The following is a 21,734-nucleotide window of genomic DNA, read 5'->3' as shown; positions in this document are numbered from 1 at the left end:
AATTCATCTATTGTGAAATACTGACGGCGACTTGGCAAAGGAAGCCACTTACCTGTTTACTTTCATCGCTAAAACAAAAACTGTTGTCATCCATAAGTTACAACAGTTTGATACATCACTTCTCCATCGATATCAATTTCTATATTTATTGGCATACTGGTACTAGCTTCCTCAATCGTGATGCTCATTGTCATAGTGATCTGACCAAATAGAGATAACTTGTATGCTTTTAGTGCGGTGAATTGACTTTTCGGGCTTCTCGTTCGTAATAAATTCCACTGCACTGATTGAAACGGCTGCAGCGATCGCGTTGCGCATCCATTGCTCCCAATCCTGATTCACTAACCTCTCGATATGCGTTTTGGATAATGCGATCAATGGACGTTGCCCAGTACGAGACGGCATCAAAATATTCCTCATAGAACCTAACTTCGTTGGTTCGATTGTTGTAAATTGCTTTCGGTAGCACCTCTAGTTTCAGAAAGATGCTGGACGCAAACTCTCGGTTTGGATCTTGAAGAATTGCCATCGCCCTTTCAGCAATGGCTCCCTCGCCCCGTGCTGCAGCAATCAGTACGCCTGAATCGATAAATGTGCGAGTCATTCAGCGTCTTCCCGATATCCACCTCTACGCTCAGCTTTTTCACGTTCCACTCCTTCCCAATCCAGCAACGACACACCAGAGGCAACAATTTCTTCACCGCTCTTCCCCAACCGTTCGCCCAAAGGAGGCTTTAACTTCGGTTCGGCTTCACGCTGAGTGGTAGAAGTTGTCTTTAATTTCAAGAACTCCACAAAATCAATGGCTTCCTGTTGCAAGTCTTGGGGGAGCGATCTCCATTTTTCCAAAAGCAATTGTTCAAGACTCATACTCTCTCCTGCGGTTGAGCGAGCGCAAAATTTTTTTCTAAGCTAACACACTTTCACTTCTCCAAAGGGCTTGAGTAATTCCAAGAGAAATTCCTTGACAAACTGATTGTAGACAAATCTGGTCATTCGATGTGGCGATCGCCTAGTAAAATTGAGCAAATGTAGTTTGGTAATCTAGCAAGAATACTGAATTCGGACTAAATTTTGGCATAATCTCTGGGATAGTCAGAACTATATAGAGGTGTAAGCACAATCTTTAAAATCCGGCTAAGGAATATACCTATGTTCAACCGCCTCAAAAGCTTAACTCTTGCTACCCTCATACTATCAGTGACTATTCCCCTACTGAACTATTCTTTCAGGGCGGGCTTCCCCCACGCTGATGCACAGACAGTTACCAACCCCAACACAGAAGCTGACAAGCTTTTTCAACTTGGCGTGCAGCAATACCGTACAGGACTTTACCCCCAAGCACTGCAAACCTATAATCAGGTATTGGAAATCAAGCGACAACAAAACGACAAAGCCGGAATGGGAAAAACCCTCAACAACATTGGTGAGGTTTACATTGGACTACAAGAATACGACAAAGCACTACAAGTGTTGCAGCAAGCCTTGGTGATTCACCGCGAAGTAAAAGACAAAGCCTTAGAGGGCGAAACTCTAGATAATCTAGGCTTGACTTACGCTAATAAAGAGGAATATGACAAAGCATTGGCAACTTTGCAACAAGCATTGGCTATTCGCCGGGAGGTAAAAGATAGAACAGGTGAAGCCAAAACCTTAAGTAGGATAGGGTACGTTTACAATCGTGGCTTCAAGCAATACACCAAAGGTTTAGAACTTCTACGGCAAGCATTGGCAATTCAAGAACAAGTAGGGGATAAATTCCAAGCAGCTTTTACTTTAAGTAGGATAGCAGCAGCTTACTCCGGTTTGAAAGACTACTCCCGCGCTTTAGAATCGGCGCAGAAGGCTTTGTCATTGCACCGTGAGGTAAAAAACCGTGCAGGTGAAGGTGGAACGCTGGTACAAATAGGGATAATTTACTCCAAACAAAATAAAGGTGACTTGGCGGTGCAAGTATTACAACAAGCATTGCCCATCACAAGAGAATCCGGTATTCGCCCGCGAGAACATCAAATTCTCCAGCTAATATCGTACATTTACTCAGCACAAGATAAAAAAGAACGTGCTTTAGAATTTGGACAGCAAGCTTTAGTCTTTGCCAAAGAAAATCAGCTTCGCCCTCAACAACTCGAGTCGCTGATATGGTTGGCAAATATTTACGGTTTACAGGGATATAGTTATGTGGTAAGAGGACTAAACGCTCAAGCGAAAACAGAGTTTTCTCGTGTGATTGAATTGTCGCAAGAAGCTTTAACCCTGGCAAGAGTTCTGAAAAACAGGAAATCCGAAGCTGATGCTTTAAATTATCTGGGTTCTGGTTACATTAAGTTAAATCAGCCGCAAAAAGCGATTGAAGTTTTGCAACAGTCACTTGGCATTGCCAGAGAAATTAAAGACGTTGATATTGAAACATTTATTTTGACTAATCTCGAGACTTTATACTCTCAGCAAGGGGATTTGGACAAAGTTATTGAACTTGTGTTGCGAGAGGTAGAAATTGCGCGAGCGCAAAAAGATAAATTAAGTGAGGCAATTGGTTTAGCTTATTTAGGTAGCACCTATGATACCAGAGGAGAACATCAAAAAGTAGAGCAGACATATCAACAAGCTTTAGCCGCATTACGACTCTTAGAAATTAACAAACTCTCTCCACAGCAACAGAAAAATGCTGTTGCCTGGGAGTTTCGTATTTTAGAAGGATTAAGTCATAATTACAACCATCTGGGGAAATACGATCTTGCACTCAATTTTGCACAACAGGCACTACAAAAAGCGCAAAGTTCTCGTCAACCAAAATTAGAAGTACAAGGGCTGCTGAGGTTGGCTTTCTTATACCAAAATACTTTCAAAGATTTGACTAAAGCGATTGAATACTCTCAAAAAGCTTTAACTATTGCGCGACAAATTAAAGAACCTGCACTAGAAGCAGAGGCATTGGAGAACTTGAGCGTAGTTTACAAGAAACAGGGGAAATATACCTTAGCCCTAGAGTCTGCCGAACAAATTTTAACAATTGCCAAGCGCTTAGAAAATCCGCAACTAAAAAAAAATGCTTTGGATGTTCTCAGAGATATTTACGATAAACAGGGAAATTATCAAAAAGCACTCTCAGTTGCACAACAACTTTTAGCTGTAGTGCAAAAAGCAAATTTAGGCGACGATGAAATTAGTGCTTTAATGACTCTCAGTCAAAGCTATCTTTCAGTAGGAGATACCGTTAAAGCAGAGTCAACAGCTAAGCAAGCTTTAACCCTGGCACAGAAAACTCCTAATTCTCCTAATGAAATACTATCTTTGTTCTATCTTACCCAAGTATACATAGACCAGGGAAAATACGAGCAAGGAATAGAAACGGCGCAAAAAGCTTTGGAACTATCTAGAAAAATTAAAAATTACCAAAATGAGGTAACAGCTACGATTGGGTTGAGTGCAATGTATGAGGCGTTGGGAGAATATCAAAAAGTCATTGCATTTGCGGAACCACACTTAACATCAGCACGGAAAATTAACAGACGTGATCAAGAAGCAGAGTTACTGATTAATTTGGGTAGTGCTTACAGAGTTGTTGGTGACTATCCTAAAGCACAAGATTTAATTCAGCAAGGTTTAAAGATAGCACGAGAACTAAAAAATCCGCGCTTAGAATCAATAGCATTAAATAACCAGGGCTATTATTACACCTCTATCAACGATTATCAAAAAGCTTTGGCAGTGGCGCAGCAAAGTTTGAAAATTGCTCAAGATTTAAAAAGCCCACCATTATTGATATCACCCTTTTTTAATTTAGGTGATATTTATGCTAGTTTAGGAGACTATACAAAAAGCAGAACGAATTACCAACAAGCACTTTCGACAGCACAGCAATTGAAGAATCGACAAAGTGAAGGTAACGCTTTATTGGCTCAAGCATATACATATTTTGCTCAAGGAGAACCACAAAAAACTGTTCAATTAGCCCAGCAAGCGTTAGTCATTTTCCAAGAAATTAAAGTTCCGCGTCTGCAAGCTTTTGCCCATAGAATGCTCAGTGTCGGTTATGGTGAATTGGGTAATGATGCTCAAGCAATGCAAGAAGCGCAAACTTTTTTAACATTTGCGCAAAAAACTCAAAATGTCCTCTGGGAAAAGAGCGCACTTAATCTAACAGGAGATTTGCATAAAAAGTTTGGACGGAAACAACAAGCGATCGCCGCCTATCAACAAGCACTTTCTGTGACAACCAACACTCAAATTTCCGCTGCAGATGCTGGTATTTATGCCGGGTTAGCCAACGTTTATCAAAGTTTAAATCAACCGAATACAGCTATTACTTACTATAAACAGTATATCAATAAAACTGAGGAAGTCAGACGCGGTATTCAAGGTTTACCCCCTGAGTTACAAAAATCTTTTCTCGAGACAACAGTTGATTTCAATAAAGTTAAAAGAGCGGATATTTATCGCGCCTTTGCCAACTTACTACTTTCCCAAGGACGAGAACAAGAAGCCACAGAGGTTCTGGAACTTTTAAAAACACAGGAAATTAAAGAATATGCAAGTTCCAGCACTGCGGCAACAGATCAGCCAAAACTTCCCCTCACAGAGTCTGAAGCCAAAATTGCCGCGCCCAATCAATCGATAGTTGCATTAGCAAAACAAATCAGCGAGTGTGAAAAGACTAACTGTAAACAAAAAACTCAACTTAACGATCAACTCTCTAAAGTAGTGAAGGAGTTTAATCTTGAATTAGAGAAAATCGACAAAGAAATCAACTCCCGCATCGCCAATGACAAAGCAACCTTCGACCCCAATAAACTAGCAACAGTGAGGGAAATTGTCAAACAGCCTGGTACGGTAATGATTTACCCATTAGTGCTAGATGAGAAACTCTGGTTATTGTTGTACTCTGGAAATGCCGCCAAGAAATTTGAAGTTCCAGTCAAACGCGCAGAATTAGGAAAAGCAGTCAAAGAGTTTCGTGATTTAATGGAAGAGTGTGAAAAACGCGCTTGTGGTTCTGCCGATATTGCTAAATTCCAACCAGTCAGCCAAAAACTCTACAACTGGCTGATGAAACCCCTAGAGGCGGAACTTCAGAAAAATCAAGTTAAAAATCTAGTTTTTGCACTTGATCGCGTGACACGCTATATCCCCATGAGTGCATTATTTGATGGAAAACAATACCTGATCGAAAACTATACTCTCTACAACGTCTTGTCAGCAGATTTGACAGATGTGCGCGATCAACTCCCAAAAGGAACCGAAAATAACCCAGTATTGGCGATGGGAGTAAGTAATGCGGTGGGTGGTTTCCCGGCATTGACAAACGTACCCAAAGAATTAAACGCAATTGTCAGAAGTAACACCAGCAACCAAGGAATATATCCCGGAAAAGAGTACCTCAACAATACCTTTGATTATCGTACCCTACGAGATAATCTTACCGGATACAAAGTACTGCATCTTGCTACCCACGGTCAATTTGTTCCCGGTACTAAAGATGCATCATATCTACTATTAGGCACTGGCGACAAACTGGCAATTCCGGAAATTAAAACCTTAACAGGGTTAAGCAACATTCACCTAGTCGTATTGTCAGCTTGCCAAACAGCCCTTGCTGCACCACTTCAAGACGGTGTAGAAATTGCCAGTGTTGCATACTATTTCCTTAATAGTGGAGCAAAAGCCGTCATGGCTTCATTATGGCAAGTAAGTGACTCCAGCACCAGTGAATTGATGCAACATTTCTACCAAAACCTTGCCCAAGATGCCCAACCCACAAAATCAGAGGCTCTACGTTTAGCTCAATTAACTTTACTTTATGGCAAACAGGTAACTTTAAATAATATTAAGCGTGGGGGTATTAATACAGAACCAATATCTGCTCAAGCAGACAAACAAACCACGACAAGCGCTAACTTTGCTCACCCTTACTATTGGGCACCATTTATTTTAATTGGTAATGGGTTGTAATTTGAATTATATAAGCGCTGCCGATTAACGGTATGAAATCTCACGCTAAGACGCTAAGACGCTAAGAAGTTCTCTGCGCCTTTGCGTCTTTGCGTGAGGCTAAATCTTATTTTTTCTTTGTTCGATTTTTTCGACGAGATTCTTTCTGCATTTTTTTCTTGTTCTTAGATGGCTCTTTAGATTTACTAAATGAGCGCTTAAACTCTTGTTTCTGAATAGAGATGTTGTTCGTCTTCTTACTCTCTTGTCGAAAACAAGCCCAAGATTCTATTTCTGAGATTGTATCATCAATCAAAGAATAGTGCGGATGCTGGCGCAGTTCAGTTAAGGTCGCTTCCCAACCTAGTTGAAAAGAATCTTCCACATCTTCTTGGTTAATAAAAAAAGTGTCGATAAAATCCTCTTCAAAAAGTCGTTCAATGTGTGACTTTAGTTCTCTAGCACAAAGCCAAGAACTATTAATAACTAAATTAGTCCAAATATAATCTGGTTTCTTTTCAAGAATAGTTGAGAAAAGTTTATCAAAATATTCAATAATCGGCTCTCTAGAAATAATTCCTTGAGCTACTAATACAACTAATGAATTTAGGGCAGCGCATCTAACAAATTCATTAGCTTGTTGATTTTCTATTAGTTGCTTGATTGGTTCAATATTTGCGCCACTAACAGAAGCGAGGATTCTTCCTAAATCTTCAGTGACGACATCTCCAGTTACATCAAGTACTATCTCTCCTGGAGCCGAAACAAACTCGACAATCAGAGGATAAGCTAATGGTTCTCGAAATTGTCCTAGCAAATACAGGGCATAAATAAGTAGTCGGACAAAATTAAATTCATTCATGAAGGTGGTGTAAATTGCTAATAGCTAATGGCTAATAGGCAATTAGCAGTTAGCGATTAGCAATCCTTATGTGTAAATATTTCTGTCCTATTACTTATGTAAAAAGTATTCAGATTTCTCTAGTAACTCCTCCAGGTTATTTTTGTATTTTTCTAAGGTTGCCAGTAACACAGGAGTAATGGCTTCCCGTTCTTCAATGGCTTTCTCTAAAGCTAAACGAGGAAATTTTCCGGTATTGTTTTCTAATTCAGATAAAATTTATGACAATTCCATTTTTTATATTTGGCTAACTTTATAAATGACAGTGATTCTTGCTCTTCATGAACTTGAAGTAAATGTAGTATACATGCGGTTTGAATTGCTATAGCAAATAACAAGAATTTACAAATTACTTTCTATAAACATCTTTCCGATGCTTGCACTGTAAAAGTTGCACGAGTTGACTTTCATCATCAATCTCGTAGCGAATTCTATAATCACCAACTCGAATACGATACTCGTTATCAGATGCTTTTAACTTGACAACTCCATTGGGACGTGGTTCATCTGCAAGATTTTGAATTTTCTCAACAACGCGCTCCTTAACATCATTTGGCAAGTCATCAATCTGCTTTTGTACAGATTTTGAAATAATAACAGTATAGGTCATTATGCTTGATTAGATCGGTTGGCAATATATTCATCCATAGTCATATACTCACCAACTGCATACTCAGCACGAACTGCTTGAATTTCTGCTTGTGTTTCTACATCCTCTGAGTACAAATCTTCTTCGGCTTCAAAAATCTGTTGCTCAATTATTTCTTGAAGTTGACGTTTTTCTTCTAAATTAAGGGAAGATATTACTTCTGCTAAAGCTGATAAGGAGAGTTGTAGTTTAACAATTGCTGGCATTTTTCTCCAATTGGTGTTGTAGTATATAGCATTTAATGACTATTAGACTTATTTTATCATTTATTTTTATGTATAAGTTAATATGCAGGGTAGCGATTATCTAATGAATTTGTCATAACGATCTCGTTCTCCATCAACACTGCACTAAATCTAGTGTACAGAAGTAGATTGTCCAATAAACTGAATAATGATATAGTACAAAATAACTATAAGGTGGTTGGCAATTTCTGCAAACTGCAACATTTATTAACAATTTGCACTTCTTAACGGAGAAATGCTATGACAAATTCTGATTCCCTGCTTTCGGGTTACCAAGCATTGGTGCAAAATCATGCGAGTCGATTCGACCCTGAGATTGCAGCGCTACAACAAATTGTACAGGCAAGAATGCAAGAACTTCGCTCAAGAGAACAGGCACTGGTTGAAGCACAGGCGGTAGAACTGAAAAGTATCACTGATGCCCTGGCTACCGATGCGAGGTGTTTGCTACCAACACCAGAATTCAGGGCATTTGTGCAGGATTTCAAGCAGATGTCTCGCTCTTGGTACTCTAACAAACCAGACGTTACGATCGCAGACGATCCTACGACCTGGTTATTAGCAACACTCGATTTACCGATAGGTTTAAGCAACTACCAGACCCAGGAAGACCCTGACGCCTATGATGACGAACGTACTCATATCCTGTACAGCTATTCTCTGTCGCTAAGGTTAGGCGATACTGAGTGTCGGATTGAAGTGCCTTACAAACGCACCTACAACCTGAATGAGCACAGAGAAGATTCTCTGAAAGAACAAATCGATTTTTACATTGCAGGCGATGTAGGTGGCTTGTTGAAAAAGATAAAGCATCCAGAAGCAGAAATAGACCAGTTGACAGCTGAAATAAGTGTGTTAGTAGGGTATGCCAAAACTCTACTTGCCCTCACGCCAAGAACTGCAAGCTTTGAATATACATCAATGTAGGAGAATACTAATGGAGATGTATCTTAGTTTGTCTGCTTACGGTGGAGTGTCAATTCGTGAAGCATTGACGGTGTTTTGGTCGGCAGGCATTCGACATGTTGAACTGGCGATTGGTCCCCGACCTGATACAGATGCAGTGCAGGCTATTCAGGATTTTAAGCAAAAAGGAATGGTCTATCGCGCACACCATGCTTTCGTTTGGGGCTTACGCCACTATCCCTTCAATTTAGCGCAACCGCAAGACTGGAACTATTTCCAGCGACTGACAGACTGGTTGGCAAGCATGGACATTACAGCCTACTCAGTGCATGGTGGGAGTTTTTCAACCAGAAGCGAACGCACAAAAGCCTATGCAACATTTCTTGGGCGTTGCAGAACATGGGGATGAAAAACGAACCGCCAAGACGCCAAGAACGCCAAGAATTGAGTTTTTCGATTTATAGAGAAAATAAAATCATCCCGCAATTATGCAACGCCGATAGAAGGCGTTGCTGATTAAAGGTATGAAATTTCGCGCAAAGATGAGGCCGCGCCCATGAGGCGAAATCCCACGCCCAGACGACTGCCGGGTTTGTAAGGTATGCCTTAAGTCAATTGGCAAAACTTGCTTAGGTATTGATTTCTAATTGTTATTTAAAGGATTAAGATACGCAGGAACAGAAGTAGACAACATTACAATCACTATTCCGGGAAGCACCAAACTTGTAGATAATCAATTTAATCGGGATATCATTCAATACTTCTCGGTTAAGATTTGATCCCCCCTCTCCCCCCTCTGGGGATAGGGGGGAGAGGGGGGATCTTCGCGGGTGAGCGCACTGCTAACCGAGCAGTATTGGGATATCATTTACCAAATGAATGATTACTCGGTTGTGCATTCAAAGTTGTAACTCTGTCTTAAAAATAGACAAAAATAATTATGAAGCTTACTTCTTCCGGGGATTAGCTTACATTTATTTAGAAAAATATCAGCCAGCAATTAGTGATTTTGAACAAGCTATCCGCCTCGAACCCAATTTCGCATTTTCTTACTTTGGTAGAGGATTTGCCCGTGTTCAACTTCAACAATATCAGCAGTCAATCGGTGATTTTGAGCAACCCATTAAAATAGTTCTTCCTTATCTTAGGCCTTTTTCTTGCAAAATTTTATCAGCCCAAACTGCATCTACTTGTGGTAGTGGTGGTACTGGTTCAATGCTGTAATCTATGACTAAATCATAACTTGCTCGGTCATATAGTTCAGTTAATAGTGTTTGTAAATTAACTATTGGTTCCACATCTTCCTCGCGCAAAGGTAACGGAAACTCAGGAATTACATCTTGTAAATTAAACGCATATAAATCAGCTTTAGGACGGTATTCTCCTCGACTCACCAAAATCCGATAATCACTCTTAGTATCATTACTTAAAATCCGCATTTGTTTACCGTCCCGTAGCAAGTCAATCTCAACTAAATTCGTGAAACTTCCCAGTACTCGCCGACGTTTTTTCTCATATGCCCTGCGCCCTTCACCTGCACGTTTATTCTTAGGAGAAAGAACCTCAATTACCGTCACCACCTCCCGCGTCGTCACCTCTCGCACGGACAAATAACTCTCCCTAATCGTCTCTGGCATAGGAATTGTTACTGTCATAGCTTGAACTGGAGGTGTAGCAATAGCGATATTTGCCGTTTTAGGATTCAATGCAGTTTGGGAACGTTGCACCGCCACATCCGGAATACCCACTAACAAAGAATTATCCCCTGCCGTTTGATATACTCTTTGTTCAATAGCAACTCGATATTTAGGACGGAGTTTGGGATTTAGCGCATCAAAAATCGCCACTATTAACAAATTATGTACTTCTTTCCATAATGCAGGATTTTCTAAATAGGGGTTCATTCCGGGAAATGGTGAAGGCATAAAAGTACCTCGAATGAAAATTAGTGGGGGAGTGAGGGAGTGGGGGAGCTAACAATTAGTTTTTCTCCTCTGCTTCCCTACTCCCCTGCCCCCCTGCTCTTTTTATTGGCGGTTCAATGCCTACCTCACATCATACCCAAACAAATTCACATCCACTTCCCCCAACTGCAAATCAGCCAAACCATACTCACTCCAACGCCTGTCAACCATCGCCGCCACCTGAGGATCTGACTCCAAAGCTGCACCCCACTCATGTTCGGTTTCCGGGGGAATCTTCGTTGTCGCATCAATACCCATCCTTCCCCCCAAACCAATCTTCTCTGACGCAAAATCCAAACTATCAAATGGAGTATTCGGCAAAATAAACACATCTCGTGTTGGATCAACTTTAGAACTAATCGCCCACACCACTTGACGCGGATCTCTAATATTGATGTCTTTATCTACCACAATCACAAACTTAGTATAAGTAAACTGCGGTAGCGCACTCCAAAAAGCTAAAGCTGCCCGCCGCGCTTGTCCTGGATATGCTTTATCTATAGATATAATCGCCGCTTTGTAACTCAAAGCTTCCATTGGCAAAAAGAAATCCACAATTTCAGAAACTTGTTGGCGTAGAATTGGGGTATATATGCGATTTAAAGCGATCGCCATCATTGCTTCTTCTTTTGGTGGCCGTCCGCTAAAGGTAGTCAAATATACTGGCTCTTTCCGGTGCGTCAGACAATGGAAGCGAATTAAAGGAGAATCTTCCACCCCACCGTAATATCCCATATGATCCCCAAAAGGTCCATCTGGCAATACTTCCCCTGGTGTAATTGTCCCTTCCAGCACAAACTCTGAATCGGCTGGTACTTCTAAATCTACAGTTTTACACTTGGCTAAGTTTACACCAGAACCACCGTAAAGTCCAGCAAACAGCCATTCTGATAAATCTACCGGAATTGGCGTGGCTGCTGCCATAATAATTAGGGGATCTACACCCAAGGCGATCGCCACCTCTAACTTCTGCCCTCGTTCTGCTGCTTTGCGTAAATGCCTAGCCCCACCCCGTACCGACAACCAGTGTACAGTCATCGTATTTTTAGATTGCAGTTGCAAGCGATACACTCCTACATTCGGCGTCCCCGTCTGACAATCCTTTGTAATTACCAATCCCAGCGTGATAATCTTGCCTGCATCACCGACATATGGACGTATCAAAGGTAACTTATTTAAATCTAAATCGTCACCTTGGATGATCACTTGCTGACAAGCTGGGAAAAAGTCCCGTCCTGGTTTCGCCTTCAACACATCAAATAACACTTTACCAAACTCCACCGCTTGTCCAATCTTCTTGGGTGGTTTTGGTTGTTGCAACATCGCCAACTTTTTCCCCAGTGTTTCCAATTCTAGTGGATGCTGCATATTCATTGCCCAGCAAATCCTTTCCACTGTTCCCAACAAATTCACTGCTACTGGAAAAGATGCTCCTTTGACATTTTCAAATAGCAGTCCTGGACCACCTTGTTGTAACATCCGATTGGCAATTTCCGCTATCTCTAATTCAGGATCAACCAAAGCTGAAATCCGCTTTAACTGTCCCCTTTCTTCTAAAAGTTTAATGAATCCCCGTAAATCTCTTGCCATTGTTTTGTAGCGTGACTTTTTACTTATATTTAACTATAGTTGTTAACTTTCTTAACATTCAACTAGAATCGATTCGGTTATCCTAGCAAAAATATGCATTATTTTTTATAAGTAAGCGCTGAGCAAATTAAGTATGAATGTAATATTTGATACTTTTATTGCAGGTGGTCTTGTCATGTGGCCTCTGTTGGGTTTATTTGTGGCAACTCTTGCATGTGCTGTAGAACGTACTTGGTTTTGGTTTAAGCTCAAAACTCAACAAAAACAGGTAGCACAAGAAGTACTCACAGCAGCAAAGGATAGTCAACAAAAAGCTCTAGAGGTTGCTGAACTATGGCAAGATGTAGCCGTGGGACGTGTGATGGTAGCGCCGCTCAGAGCAAAAAATCCGACTGCAGAAATATTTCACTTAGCGATCGCCGCTGCTAGCGATCAGGAGTTTGTGGAAATGCGTAGAGGAGATCGCCTACTCGAAAGTGTGATGGCGATCGCGCCATTACTTGGTATATTAGGTACTGCGTCCGGTTTGATGACAACTTTCTCCAACCTCAAAGATGGCAATGTGAGCCGTGCTGACATCTCTTCACTTACAGCTGGTATTGGTCAAGCTTTAATTAGCGCTATAACTGCAATGACTGTAGCCATTATTGCTTTCATATTTCTCCGCATTTTTGTGATTTTGCGCTCACGGCAGATTGACTTTTTTTCTCAAGTTGGTAACAAACTGGAACTTATTTACCTTCAAGACTGGCATCAACCTTCTATACCAACAACAGAAGAAGTTGAACAAAAGCCAAACGTTGTAGTTGAGTCAGAGAAATAACTATTAGCGGCTCCCGACTCATAATATCATTTTCAACTAAAAGTAAGAAATCGAGCTTCTGAATTATTTTATATTTGACCTTAAGCAACTTGACATTAAATAGATAATATTGAATCACCTTTTTGTGTTCTATTTAACATTTAGTTGAATCAATAAATTAACAACAATGTTAAATAAATTTTTAATAAAGTTTTAATTTCAAATTAACACATGCTTAAACAAATATTAACCATTACTATTGTAGTTTACTTCTGGAATGTTAATTAACAAAAACTAGTTGCTGAATTTACGAGGAGACATGGTTTCAACTAAATTTTTAAATCGAGTAGCTGTAACAACAGTCGTGACAGCTGCGGTAACATTAGGACCATTTTTGACGGCGATCGCGCAACAAGCACAACTGAATGGAGCGGGAGCAACTTTTCCTGCTCCACTGTACGAAAGATATGCTAGAGAAGTTAGGAAAAAGTATCCAGGTCTTTCAATTAACTATCAAGGTGTAGGTAGTGGTGCTGGTATTCGTCAAGTAATTGCTGGAACAGTTGACTTTGGTGGTAGTGATGCCGCAATGAAAGATGATGAAATAGCTAAAGTTAGCAGAGGAGTAATTCTAGTACCTACTGCGGGTGGTGCTGTTTCCGTTGTTTATAATGTTCCCGGAGTTAACAATCTTAGACTATCCCGCGAGGTATTGCCAGCAATTTTCTCTGGTCAAATTTCTAACTGGAACGACGATAGAATTAAAAAAGTTAATCCTGGTGTAAATTTACCAAATGTACCGATTAGACCTGTAGTTCGTGCTGATAGTAGCGGTACAACTTTTATTTTCACCAACCACCTGAGTACCATCAGTCCTTATTTTAAAGGTAGAGTTGGTGCAAACACAGCGCCAAAATGGGTTGGTCTTTCTAACGTTACAAGGGCGAAAGGAAACCCAGGTGTAGCAGGTGGAGTAGCTCGTACCTCTGGCTCCATTGGTTACGTTGAGTATAGTTTCGCTGTAGCAAACAAACTAAACTCAGCTCAGATAGAAAACAAGCAAAAACAGTATGTAGCTCCATCTCTACAAACTGCTAACCAAGCCTTGTCTACTGTGCAATTCCCAGCTAACTACCGCGTTTTTGTTGGCGATCCAGACCAAGGTTATCCCATCGTTGGTTTAACCTGGATGATGATTTACAGAAATTATCCTGACGCCAACAAAAGAACTGCTGTTAGAAACTGGATTAATTGGGTGCTAACAGATGGTCAACAGTTTAATGATGACCTCAACTACACTCGTATTCCTGCACCTGTTGCTAGTAAAGTGATACAAGATGTAAATACCGCTCTTAAATAATCTGAATTAGAGCGCTTTAAGCTATTCTCAGGGTGGGTTGAAAAGCCCACCCTATAGTCATGTAAATAGTTGAATTGCTTGATTTGTGACAAATATGCCTGAACCAACATATACAAACCAACCAAATTTGGTTGATGAAAATCTTGACATTACAGTTAGCCGCGATCTGAACTTGAAGCTAGACAAAGCATTCACCTGGCTAACTTATATATTTGCCGCTTTCACAGTTACTGTGCTGTTTTGGATAAGTTGGATTATCCTGCGCGAAGCTACCCCGGCGTTGCAGAAATTTGGACTGGGGTTCTTATTTAGCCAAGAATGGGATACAGGAAATTTAGTTTTTGGGGCATTACCATACATATATGGCACTTTGGTAAGTAGTGCGATCGCGATTCTATTAGCCGTACCCATTGGTCTTGCGGTAGCTTTAGTTACAAGTGAAGACTTTCTGCCACCCTCAACTCGTAGAACCATAGCGTTTATTGTCGAGCTAATTGCCGCCATTCCTAGCGTAATCATCGGGTTATGGGGTATTTATATCTTTATTCCGTTCTTTACGCCTGTACAAAATTTGCTATCTACTGCTTTCGGTTGGATACCCTTGTTCAATACACCAAGTCCTGCTGGATTTAATTTATTAACTGCAGGTACAATTCTGGCGATTATGATCTTACCCACAATGGCAGCAATTAGTCGTGATGTGTTGCTAGTAGTTCCGAAAGAGTTACGTACTGGCTCTATGGCTTTAGGTTCTACTCGATGGGAAACTATTTTTCGAGTCATACTCCCTACAGCATTCTCCGGAGTTGTTGCTGCGGCAATGCTGGCATTAGGAAGAGCTTTAGGTGAGACAATGGCTGTAACTATGGTGATTGGTAACTCTGCTCAAATCAACCCTTCTTTGCTGGAACCTGCTTATTCAATTCCCTCTGTATTAGCCAATGAATTTGCTGAAGCTCAAGATCAATTACACCTTGGCGCTTTAACGTATTTAGGTTTAATTTTGTTTGCTTTGACTCTGTTGGTAAATATTGCCGCAGTGTTTATTGTGCAATTTGTGGCGAGAAAGAATAGATAACACGAGTCTAGTATTACATCATACTTGAGAAATAAATTTGCACTCCCAAAAGGCTTACTTTGAGATGAATGATAATCAAGCAACTCCAATAGATCAATCTCTGGCAGACGAATTATGTAGTTCTCTACCTCCGAAAAGACAATTCTTTACCTATGCAATGAATGCAATTGCATTTATTTTCACAACTCTTGCCCTAATTCCCTTAATTTCTCTTTTATGGGAGATAATCTCACGGGGAATTGGTAGCCTTAGACCATCAATGTTTGTCACGTCAGTTATAGATAATGGGTTTGGTAATGCGATCGTTGGCACGCTAACAATGATTGCAATTGCTGGAGCAATTAGTATACCAATCGGAATAATGACAGGTATATTTTTGTCAGAAATTGGTCAAGGAACTTCTATTGGTCGTGCTGTTCGCTTCATCACTACTATTCTGACAGGGATTCCGTCAATCATTGTAGGTATTTTTGCGTATGGTGTCATAGTTGTGCTTACCAAACAATTTAGTGCGCTCGCAGGTGGTTTTGCCTTAGCTATGCTCATGTTGCCTATAGTGGTATTAACGACGGAAGAAGCATTGAAACTTGTTCCCAGATCTTTACGTTTAGGATCTGCTGCTTTAGGAGGTACTCGCTTTCAAACGACTTTCGGTGTTATTATTGGTGCAGCATTACCTGCAATTACTACTGGAGTTCTACTAGCTGTGGCTCGTGCTGCTGGCGAGACAGCACCCCTAATTTTTACTGCTTTGTTCAGTTTAGATTGGTCAAGAAGCCTAATAACTCCTACAGCTTCCTTATCCGTACTGATTTTTAATTTATACAACGATCCTGCTCCAGAAAAAACTCAATTAGTTTGGACTGCTTCTCTAGTGTTAGTCTCGATGGTAATGTTAATTAGTGTTCTCTCTCGCTTGGTCACCAGCAAGCGAAAATGATAACTAAATCACAATCACTTGTAGTTAATTATTGTTGTCGTAACTTTCACATATTATGAGTAAGTTATCCCCAGCTATCCAAGTCAAAAGTCTCAACTTTTACTACGGCACCTCTAAAGCGCTCGAAGGGGTGTCAATGGACATTTACCAGAAGCAAGTAACCGCAATTATTGGTCCATCGGGTTGTGGTAAATCTACCTTCATTAAATCTCTCAATCGCATTAGCGAATTAGAAACAGAAGTCAAAGTTGAAGGCAGTGTAGAATTTTTTGGTCAGAATATTTATAGCCCCCGTGTTAACCTCAATCGTCTACGCCGTCAAATTGGGATGGTGTTTCAAAAGCCAAACCTTTTTCCCATGAGTGTTTATGATAATATCGCCTACGGTATTAAAATAGCCGGATGGCGTCCCAAAGCAGAATTAGATGAAATTGTCGAATCTGCTCTCAGAGGCGCTGCTATTTGGGATGAGGTGAAAAATAACCTGAACAGATCGGCTTTAGGTTTCTCTGGTGGGCAACAACAGCGACTGTGTATTGCCCGTGCTTTGGCAGTAAGACCAAAAGTTTTACTCATGGACGAGCCTTGTTCAGCGCTTGACCCCATCGCTACGATGAAAGTTGAAGAACTGATTCATAGTTTGCGCGATGAATTGACAATCGCCATTGTCACCCACAACATGCAGCAAGCCGCTCGTGTTTCTGATTTCACGGCTTTTTTCAGTACTGATGAAAGCCGCATCGGTCAAATGGTTGAATTTGGCGAAACAACTCAAATTTTTGGCAATGCTCTTGATTCTCGCACCCGCGACTACGTTTCTGGGCGTTTCGGTTAACAGATACAAATCACGTCTGTTATTTTTGTTTTAAGTTAAGCAAGTGTGTAAAAACTGAGAAAAATATTCTCAGTTAGTTTGGAGTGGCTATAGCGCTTACTAAAAAAGAGCTAAACATGAGCAAATTTGGTGTGGGAAAATCTGAATGAGGAGTGGGTTTAAAAGTGTAAAATTTTATTTTTGAAAATAAAAATACACACTCATCATATATGATTTGATAGAAATAGACAAGTAGGGGTGAACAGCGGTTCACCCCTACACTTAAAAATTAGGATTAATTTAATAGCTATATAATAATTAATAGTCAATAATTTGGGTAGAAATCAACATGCCTTGGATCTGTATCGATGGTTTTTCAATCGCCTCATGTCAAATTTGACTTCAATACAATCAAAAAGTACGATACTCCTACACCAAGATACACTAGCTACCCCCCCGCAACAGAATTAAGTCCAGAATTCACCAACTCTGATTTTATTAGTGCGATCGCCACTTCTAACCAAAGAAAATCTCCGCTATCTTTGTATTTCCATATACCATTTTGTCAGAGTGCTTGCTATTTTTGCGGCTGTAACGTGATTATATCGAATAATAAGGAGATCGCTAAACCTTATTTAGAGTACTTAATCCGCGATATTAATAACACAGCATCTCTAATTGATAGAGAGCGAAAAGTGGATCAAATTCACTGGGGTGGCGGAACCCCAAATTATTTAAACTTAGAACAAGTAGAATTGTTATGGAAGAACATAAATCGCCACTTCACTATTAATCCAAAAGCAGAAATCTCCATTGAGATTAATCCTCGCTATATAGATAAAAACTACATTTTCTTTCTCAGAGAAATCGGATTTAATCGGATTAGCTTTGGGATTCAAGATTTCAATACCCAAGTGCAAGCAGCTGTGAATCGCATCCAACCAAAAGAAATGCTGTTTGATGTGATGAGCTGGATCAAAGAAGCCGGATTTGATAGTGTGAATGTAGACCTAATTTATGGTTTACCATTTCAGACAATCGACACATTTCGCGAAACGGTAAAAAAAACCATTGAATTAGATCCTGACAGAATCGCTGTCTTTAACTTTGCCTATGTACCGTGGGTGAAGCCTGTGCAGAAAAATATCCCAGCTGTTGCACTACCTACACCACCCGAAAAGTTAGAAATACTACAAATGACTATTGAGGAGCTAACAAGTAGTCAGTATCGATTCATTGGCATGGATCACTTTGCCAAACCTAATGATGAACTAGCGATCGCCCAAAACAATTGTACTTTAAAGCGCAACTTCCAAGGTTATACTACCCAAGCGCAAACGGAACTCTTTGGTTTTGGAATCTCATCTATAAGTATGCTAGAAGATGCCTATGCTCAAAACCACAAACAACTGAAAGATTATTACCGGGCAATTGACGCAGGTGTTTTACCTACAAGTAAAGGTATTAAACTTAGTTGGGAAGATATGCTCAGACGAGATGTGATTATGAGCATTATGTCTCATGCCAAACTACGCAAGCAAGACATAGAACAGAAGTATCACATCAGTTTTGATCAATACTTCTCCAAAGAACTAGAGGAATTGAAACGAATAGAGCAAGATGGACTAGTTCAATTATCAACCAACCATATCAGTATTACAGAAATTGGTAGATTACTAGTTCGCAATATTGCTGTCATCTTTGATACTCATATCCAAACGCGAGCGCAAAAATTCTCTCGTGCGATTTGAGCAGGAGACATGAGACAGGAGCCAGTTTCTCGTTCCCATGCTCAGCATGGGAATGCCTACGAGAGGCTCTGCCTCCTTGCGCTCCAAATTTGAGGCGGAGCCTCGCTCAATGCATTCCCAGCCAGAGGCTGGGAACGAGGAATACTGAAATTTTCTAAAGAAACACTTAAGATAATATTTTACTTAATGAAGTTATGCTATGCTATTTTTATCTATATTTATTTTGTAACAAACTATTAATTTTATTGTATATGCTTATACATACTTATTATAAATGTAAGTGTTTGTAGATTTTTGCGTCCATAGTTAATTAACGATAAAAAGATAATAAAATATCTCTATAGCAGGATGTCTAAGGGAACGCCAAATATCAATTAAACGTCATTCTTCACTGTTTAGGCTGCATCCAAGTCTAGATAGCGGTGTAAGGAGGTGAAATACTCCTGCTTGCTCCTAATTTGTTTCATAGGTATACAGCAAGACCCACAATATAGGTTTTATTAAGTCATGCTAGACTTGTCCACTGATACTCAACCAAACCAGCGACTGAATTACTCTGATGGATGGAACGTCTGTGAACTAGAGTTCAATCCAAATCAACTGCACTACAAAGAAACCGTTTTCACCCTTGGAAATGGTTATCTAGGAACACGGGGAGCTTTCGAGGAAGGATACCTTAACGATACAGATGCAACACTAATTAATGGTGTTTACGACGATGTAGCGATCGCCAATACTGAATTGGTAAATTGTCCTAACTGGTTACCCTTCGTAATTAAGGTAGATGGAGAACGTTTCCGCCTAGATAGCGGTGAGATTCTCAAGTATGAACGACGGCTAGACCTACGTTTGGGCATAGTTAGCCGGGATGTACGCTGGCGTTCTCCAACAGGTCACACATTGGAGTTTCACTTTGAGCGTTTTACCAGTTTAGCAGATAAACACATTTTGGCAATACGTTGTCAAATCACTTCAATAGACTTTGAAGGCGATGTTGCTGTTGAAGTCGGTTTGAATGCCGAACAAGATACCCAAGGTGTAAAACACTGGAAAACTCTCAACTACGGGGGTGTAGACAACTTTATCTGGTTGCAAAACCAAACACTCCACTCAGCTATCCAACTGGGGATGGCGGTGAAACTGGAAGTAACGGGTGAAAATGTTGCACCAGTAAAAGTACACCAAGTTGACAGTCCAAAACTCCAGTCAAACTTCCATGCCACACCAGGAAAAACAGTAACTTTTGAAAAGATTGTCACCGTATTCACTTCACGGGACACACAAAGTCCATGTGAACTGGCACTAATTCGTTTAGTTGCTGCACCTTGCTATACAACTTTGTTAGCAGCTCATATCGCCACATGGGAAAAAGTCTGGCAAGACAGTGATATTATTATTGAAGGCGACCCTCAAGCTCAGCTAAGTGTTCGCTACAATCTCTTTCAATTACTTGCTGTAGCACCGCGTCATGATGACCGAGTAAGTATACCTCCCAAAACCCTCTCTGGTTTTGCTTATCGGGGACATATATTTTGGGACACAGAAATTTTTATACTTCCATTCTTAATTCTGACTCAGCCAGATGTAGCGCGTAATTTACTTACTTATCGCTACCACACTTTGCCAGGAGCGAGACGCAAAGCACAGGAAGCGGGATATTCTGGAGCTATGTATGCTTGGGAAAGCGCCACTACAGGAGATGAGGTAACACCTCGTTGGGTACCTGGTGCAAAAGACGGTGAGTTAGTTCGGATTTGGTGCGGTGATATTGAAGTACATATCAACACCGATGTCGCTTATGCTGTTTGGCAGTACTGGCGTTGCACTGGTGATGATGACTGGATGCGCGATTATGGGGCGGAAATTATCCTAGATACAGCTGTTTTTTGGGAAAGCCGAGTGGAGTGGAACCTTGAGCGTAGCTGTTATGATATTCGTGATGTTATTGGACCAGATGAAAATCATGATCGCGTAGACAACAATGCCTTCACTAATATGATGGTGCAATGGCACTTGCAGTCAGCTTTGGCTCTTTTAGATTGGCTCAAGCAAGCTTATCCCCAAAAAGCTTCCCAGTTGATTGAAATGCTCAACTTGGAAACTGAAAGGTTAAAACGTTGGGCTTTGATTAGCGATCGCTTATATTTGAATCAAGACCAAGAAACTGGCTTAATTGAACAGTTCGAGGGCTTCTTCAAATTAATAGATGTCAACTTAGCTGATTATGAACCTCGTACCAAATCAATGCAAGGTTTACTGGGAATTGAGGAAACTAGTGCAAGACAAATTCTCAAGCAGCCAGATGTGTTGATGCTGATGTACTTATTGCGCGATCGCTACAACCAAAAAACTCTCCAAGCTAACTGGGATTATTATAACCCCCGCACCGACCATACTTACGGTTCTTCTTTAGGTCCAGCAATTAATGCCATTATGGCTTGCGATATGAATCTTCCAACAGAAGCTTACACGCACTTTATGCGATCGGCTTTGGTAGATTTAGAAGATGTACGGCGTAATGCGGCTGAAGGAATTCACGCAGCCAGTGCTGGTGGAGTTTGGCAAGCTGTGGTGTTTGGATTTGCAGGCATCCGCATGACTCAATTTGGTCCAGTTGCTTGTCCTAATTTACCTCAAAGTTGGCAGCGTCTCAAGTTCAGAATGCAATGGCGTAATCAATGGTATGATTTCGACTTAGGTCCCAATGCAGTCCAAAACAACGAGATAATTGAACAATCATCCGTTGAAGCGATAGTCGAGCAAGTAGTGTCACAAATTAGCTGAATCATTGACGCTCCCCCTT

17 protein-coding genes and 1 pseudogene are annotated in these 21,734 nt (G+C 40.6%); 11 read left to right on the top strand and 7 right to left on the bottom strand.

The window, feature by feature from the left end:
• Positions 1–229: 229 nt before the first annotated feature.
• Both ICL16_RS09370 and ICL16_RS09365 read right to left on the bottom strand, forming a co-directional pair.
• A complete protein-coding gene (locus ICL16_RS09370) occupies positions 230–604 on the bottom strand; it encodes a nucleic acid-binding protein (protein WP_337906958.1) in 375 nt (124 codons plus the stop codon).
• Positions 601–870, bottom strand: coding sequence for a DUF2281 domain-containing protein (locus tag ICL16_RS09365; RefSeq protein ID WP_190826632.1), 270 nt, complete (start codon positions 868–870; stop codon positions 601–603). The genes ICL16_RS09370 and ICL16_RS09365 overlap by 4 nt, the downstream gene beginning before the upstream one ends.
• Before the next feature lie 282 nt (positions 871–1,152).
• Here ICL16_RS09365 and ICL16_RS09360 point away from each other — a divergent pair, with 282 nt between their 5' ends.
• Entirely contained in the window at positions 1,153–5,952 is a 4,800-nt protein-coding gene (locus ICL16_RS09360) for a tetratricopeptide repeat protein (RefSeq protein WP_190826630.1), read from the top strand.
• Between the two features lie 106 nt (positions 5,953–6,058).
• On the opposite strand, the pseudogene ICL16_RS09355 reads toward ICL16_RS09360, so the two are convergent.
• The 3 genes and pseudogenes from ICL16_RS09355 to ICL16_RS09340 form a co-directional block, all read right to left on the bottom strand.
• Positions 6,059–7,051: pseudogene (locus ICL16_RS09355) on the bottom strand (DUF1186 domain-containing protein).
• Between the two features lie 130 nt (positions 7,052–7,181).
• On the bottom strand, positions 7,182–7,442 hold the full coding sequence (locus ICL16_RS09345) for a type II toxin-antitoxin system RelE family toxin (protein WP_190826626.1): 261 nt from the start codon (positions 7,440–7,442) through the stop codon (positions 7,182–7,184).
• On the bottom strand, positions 7,442–7,687 hold the full coding sequence (locus ICL16_RS09340) for a hypothetical protein (RefSeq protein ID WP_190826624.1): 246 nt from the start codon (positions 7,685–7,687) through the stop codon (positions 7,442–7,444). Before ICL16_RS09340 ends, ICL16_RS09345 begins: the two co-directional genes overlap by 1 nt.
• A 279-nt stretch (positions 7,688–7,966) precedes the next feature.
• Between ICL16_RS09340 and ICL16_RS09335 the strand changes: the two genes are divergently transcribed.
• The 3 genes from ICL16_RS09335 to ICL16_RS09325 all read left to right on the top strand — a co-directional run bounded on the left by ICL16_RS09335 (position 7,967) and on the right by ICL16_RS09325 (position 9,856).
• On the top strand, positions 7,967–8,653 hold the full coding sequence (locus tag ICL16_RS09335; protein ID WP_190826622.1) for a hypothetical protein: 687 nt from the start codon (positions 7,967–7,969) through the stop codon (positions 8,651–8,653).
• A gap of 10 nt (positions 8,654–8,663) precedes the next feature.
• Positions 8,664–9,041 (top strand): hypothetical protein, encoded by a 378-nt coding sequence (locus tag ICL16_RS09330; protein ID WP_238360683.1) that lies wholly within the window; start codon positions 8,664–8,666, stop codon positions 9,039–9,041.
• A gap of 470 nt (positions 9,042–9,511) precedes the next feature.
• Entirely contained in the window at positions 9,512–9,856 is a 345-nt protein-coding gene (locus ICL16_RS09325) for a tetratricopeptide repeat protein (RefSeq protein ID WP_190826620.1), read from the top strand.
• Here ICL16_RS09325 and ICL16_RS09320 read toward each other — a convergent pair.
• Both ICL16_RS09320 and ICL16_RS09315 read right to left on the bottom strand, forming a co-directional pair.
• Entirely contained in the window at positions 9,772–10,557 is a 786-nt protein-coding gene (locus tag ICL16_RS09320) for a DUF4058 family protein (protein WP_190826618.1), read from the bottom strand. The genes ICL16_RS09325 and ICL16_RS09320 overlap by 85 nt on opposite strands.
• A 120-nt stretch (positions 10,558–10,677) precedes the next feature.
• Positions 10,678–12,186 carry a UbiD family decarboxylase gene (locus ICL16_RS09315; RefSeq protein WP_190826616.1) on the bottom strand — a complete coding sequence of 503 codons (1,509 nt, stop codon included), beginning with the start codon at positions 12,184–12,186 and terminating at the stop codon, positions 10,678–10,680.
• 133 nt (positions 12,187–12,319) lie between these two features.
• Between ICL16_RS09315 and ICL16_RS09310 the strand changes: the two genes are divergently transcribed.
• The 7 genes from ICL16_RS09310 (at position 12,320) to ICL16_RS09280 (ending at position 21,715) form a co-directional block, all read left to right on the top strand.
• Complete coding sequence (locus tag ICL16_RS09310; RefSeq protein WP_190826614.1) at positions 12,320–13,009, top strand: MotA/TolQ/ExbB proton channel family protein; 690 nt, start codon at positions 12,320–12,322, stop codon at positions 13,007–13,009.
• 298 nt (positions 13,010–13,307) lie between these two features.
• A complete protein-coding gene (gene pstS, locus ICL16_RS09305) occupies positions 13,308–14,348 on the top strand; it encodes a phosphate ABC transporter substrate-binding protein PstS (protein ID WP_190826612.1) in 1,041 nt (346 codons plus the stop codon).
• 85 nt (positions 14,349–14,433) lie between these two features.
• Complete coding sequence (pstC, locus tag ICL16_RS09300; RefSeq protein WP_420485263.1) at positions 14,434–15,426, top strand: phosphate ABC transporter permease subunit PstC; 993 nt, start codon at positions 14,434–14,436, stop codon at positions 15,424–15,426.
• Between the two features lie 64 nt (positions 15,427–15,490).
• Positions 15,491–16,366 (top strand): phosphate ABC transporter permease PstA, encoded by an 876-nt coding sequence (pstA, locus tag ICL16_RS09295; RefSeq protein WP_190826608.1) that lies wholly within the window; start codon positions 15,491–15,493, stop codon positions 16,364–16,366.
• 55 nt (positions 16,367–16,421) lie between these two features.
• Positions 16,422–17,201, top strand: a complete 780-nt coding sequence (gene pstB / locus ICL16_RS09290; protein WP_202895463.1) for a phosphate ABC transporter ATP-binding protein PstB — start codon at positions 16,422–16,424, stop codon at positions 17,199–17,201.
• A 347-nt stretch (positions 17,202–17,548) separates the two neighbouring features.
• Positions 17,549–18,931 carry an oxygen-independent coproporphyrinogen III oxidase gene (gene hemN, locus ICL16_RS09285; RefSeq protein WP_190826606.1) on the top strand — a complete coding sequence of 461 codons (1,383 nt, stop codon included), beginning with the start codon at positions 17,549–17,551 and terminating at the stop codon, positions 18,929–18,931.
• Between the two features lie 507 nt (positions 18,932–19,438).
• A complete protein-coding gene (locus ICL16_RS09280; protein ID WP_190826604.1) occupies positions 19,439–21,715 on the top strand; it encodes a glycoside hydrolase family 65 protein in 2,277 nt (758 codons plus the stop codon).
• The last annotated feature ends 19 nt before the right edge of the window (positions 21,716–21,734 follow it).

The sequence above is a fragment of the Iningainema tapete BLCC-T55 genome, assembly GCF_014698965.1.
GTDB classification, from domain to species: domain Bacteria; phylum Cyanobacteriota; class Cyanobacteriia; order Cyanobacteriales; family Nostocaceae; genus Iningainema; species Iningainema tapete.
Note: the sequence above shows the minus strand (reverse complement) of the source record. Positions and strands in the feature narration are given on the sequence as shown.

Excerpts from the sequence above, each read along its gene's own strand:
- ICL16_RS09370 (WP_337906958.1), bottom strand. The coding sequence starts at position 604 with ATGACTCGCACATTTATCGATTCAGGCGTACTGATTGCTGCAGCACGG.
- ICL16_RS09325 (WP_190826620.1), top strand. The coding sequence starts at position 9,512 with ATGATTACTCGGTTGTGCATTCAAAGTTGTAACTCTGTCTTAAAAATA.
- ICL16_RS09320 (WP_190826618.1), bottom strand. The coding sequence starts at position 10,557 with ATGCCTTCACCATTTCCCGGAATGAACCCCTATTTAGAAAATCCTGCA.
- ICL16_RS09315 (WP_190826616.1), bottom strand. The coding sequence starts at position 12,186 with ATGGCAAGAGATTTACGGGGATTCATTAAACTTTTAGAAGAAAGGGGA.
- ICL16_RS09280 (WP_190826604.1), top strand. The coding sequence starts at position 19,439 with ATGCTAGACTTGTCCACTGATACTCAACCAAACCAGCGACTGAATTAC.
- ICL16_RS09330 (WP_238360683.1), top strand. The coding sequence starts at position 8,664 with ATGGAGATGTATCTTAGTTTGTCTGCTTACGGTGGAGTGTCAATTCGT.
- pstA (WP_190826608.1), top strand. The coding sequence starts at position 15,491 with ATGAATGATAATCAAGCAACTCCAATAGATCAATCTCTGGCAGACGAA.
- ICL16_RS09345 (WP_190826626.1), bottom strand. The coding sequence starts at position 7,442 with ATGACCTATACTGTTATTATTTCAAAATCTGTACAAAAGCAGATTGAT.
- ICL16_RS09310 (WP_190826614.1), top strand. The coding sequence starts at position 12,320 with ATGAATGTAATATTTGATACTTTTATTGCAGGTGGTCTTGTCATGTGG.
- pstB (WP_202895463.1), top strand. The coding sequence starts at position 16,422 with ATGAGTAAGTTATCCCCAGCTATCCAAGTCAAAAGTCTCAACTTTTAC.
- ICL16_RS09365 (WP_190826632.1), bottom strand. The coding sequence starts at position 870 with ATGAGTCTTGAACAATTGCTTTTGGAAAAATGGAGATCGCTCCCCCAA.
- hemN (WP_190826606.1), top strand. The coding sequence starts at position 17,549 with ATGGTTTTTCAATCGCCTCATGTCAAATTTGACTTCAATACAATCAAA.
- ICL16_RS09360 (WP_190826630.1), top strand. The coding sequence starts at position 1,153 with ATGTTCAACCGCCTCAAAAGCTTAACTCTTGCTACCCTCATACTATCA.
- ICL16_RS09340 (WP_190826624.1), bottom strand. The coding sequence starts at position 7,687 with ATGCCAGCAATTGTTAAACTACAACTCTCCTTATCAGCTTTAGCAGAA.
- pstS (WP_190826612.1), top strand. The coding sequence starts at position 13,308 with ATGGTTTCAACTAAATTTTTAAATCGAGTAGCTGTAACAACAGTCGTG.
- ICL16_RS09335 (WP_190826622.1), top strand. The coding sequence starts at position 7,967 with ATGACAAATTCTGATTCCCTGCTTTCGGGTTACCAAGCATTGGTGCAA.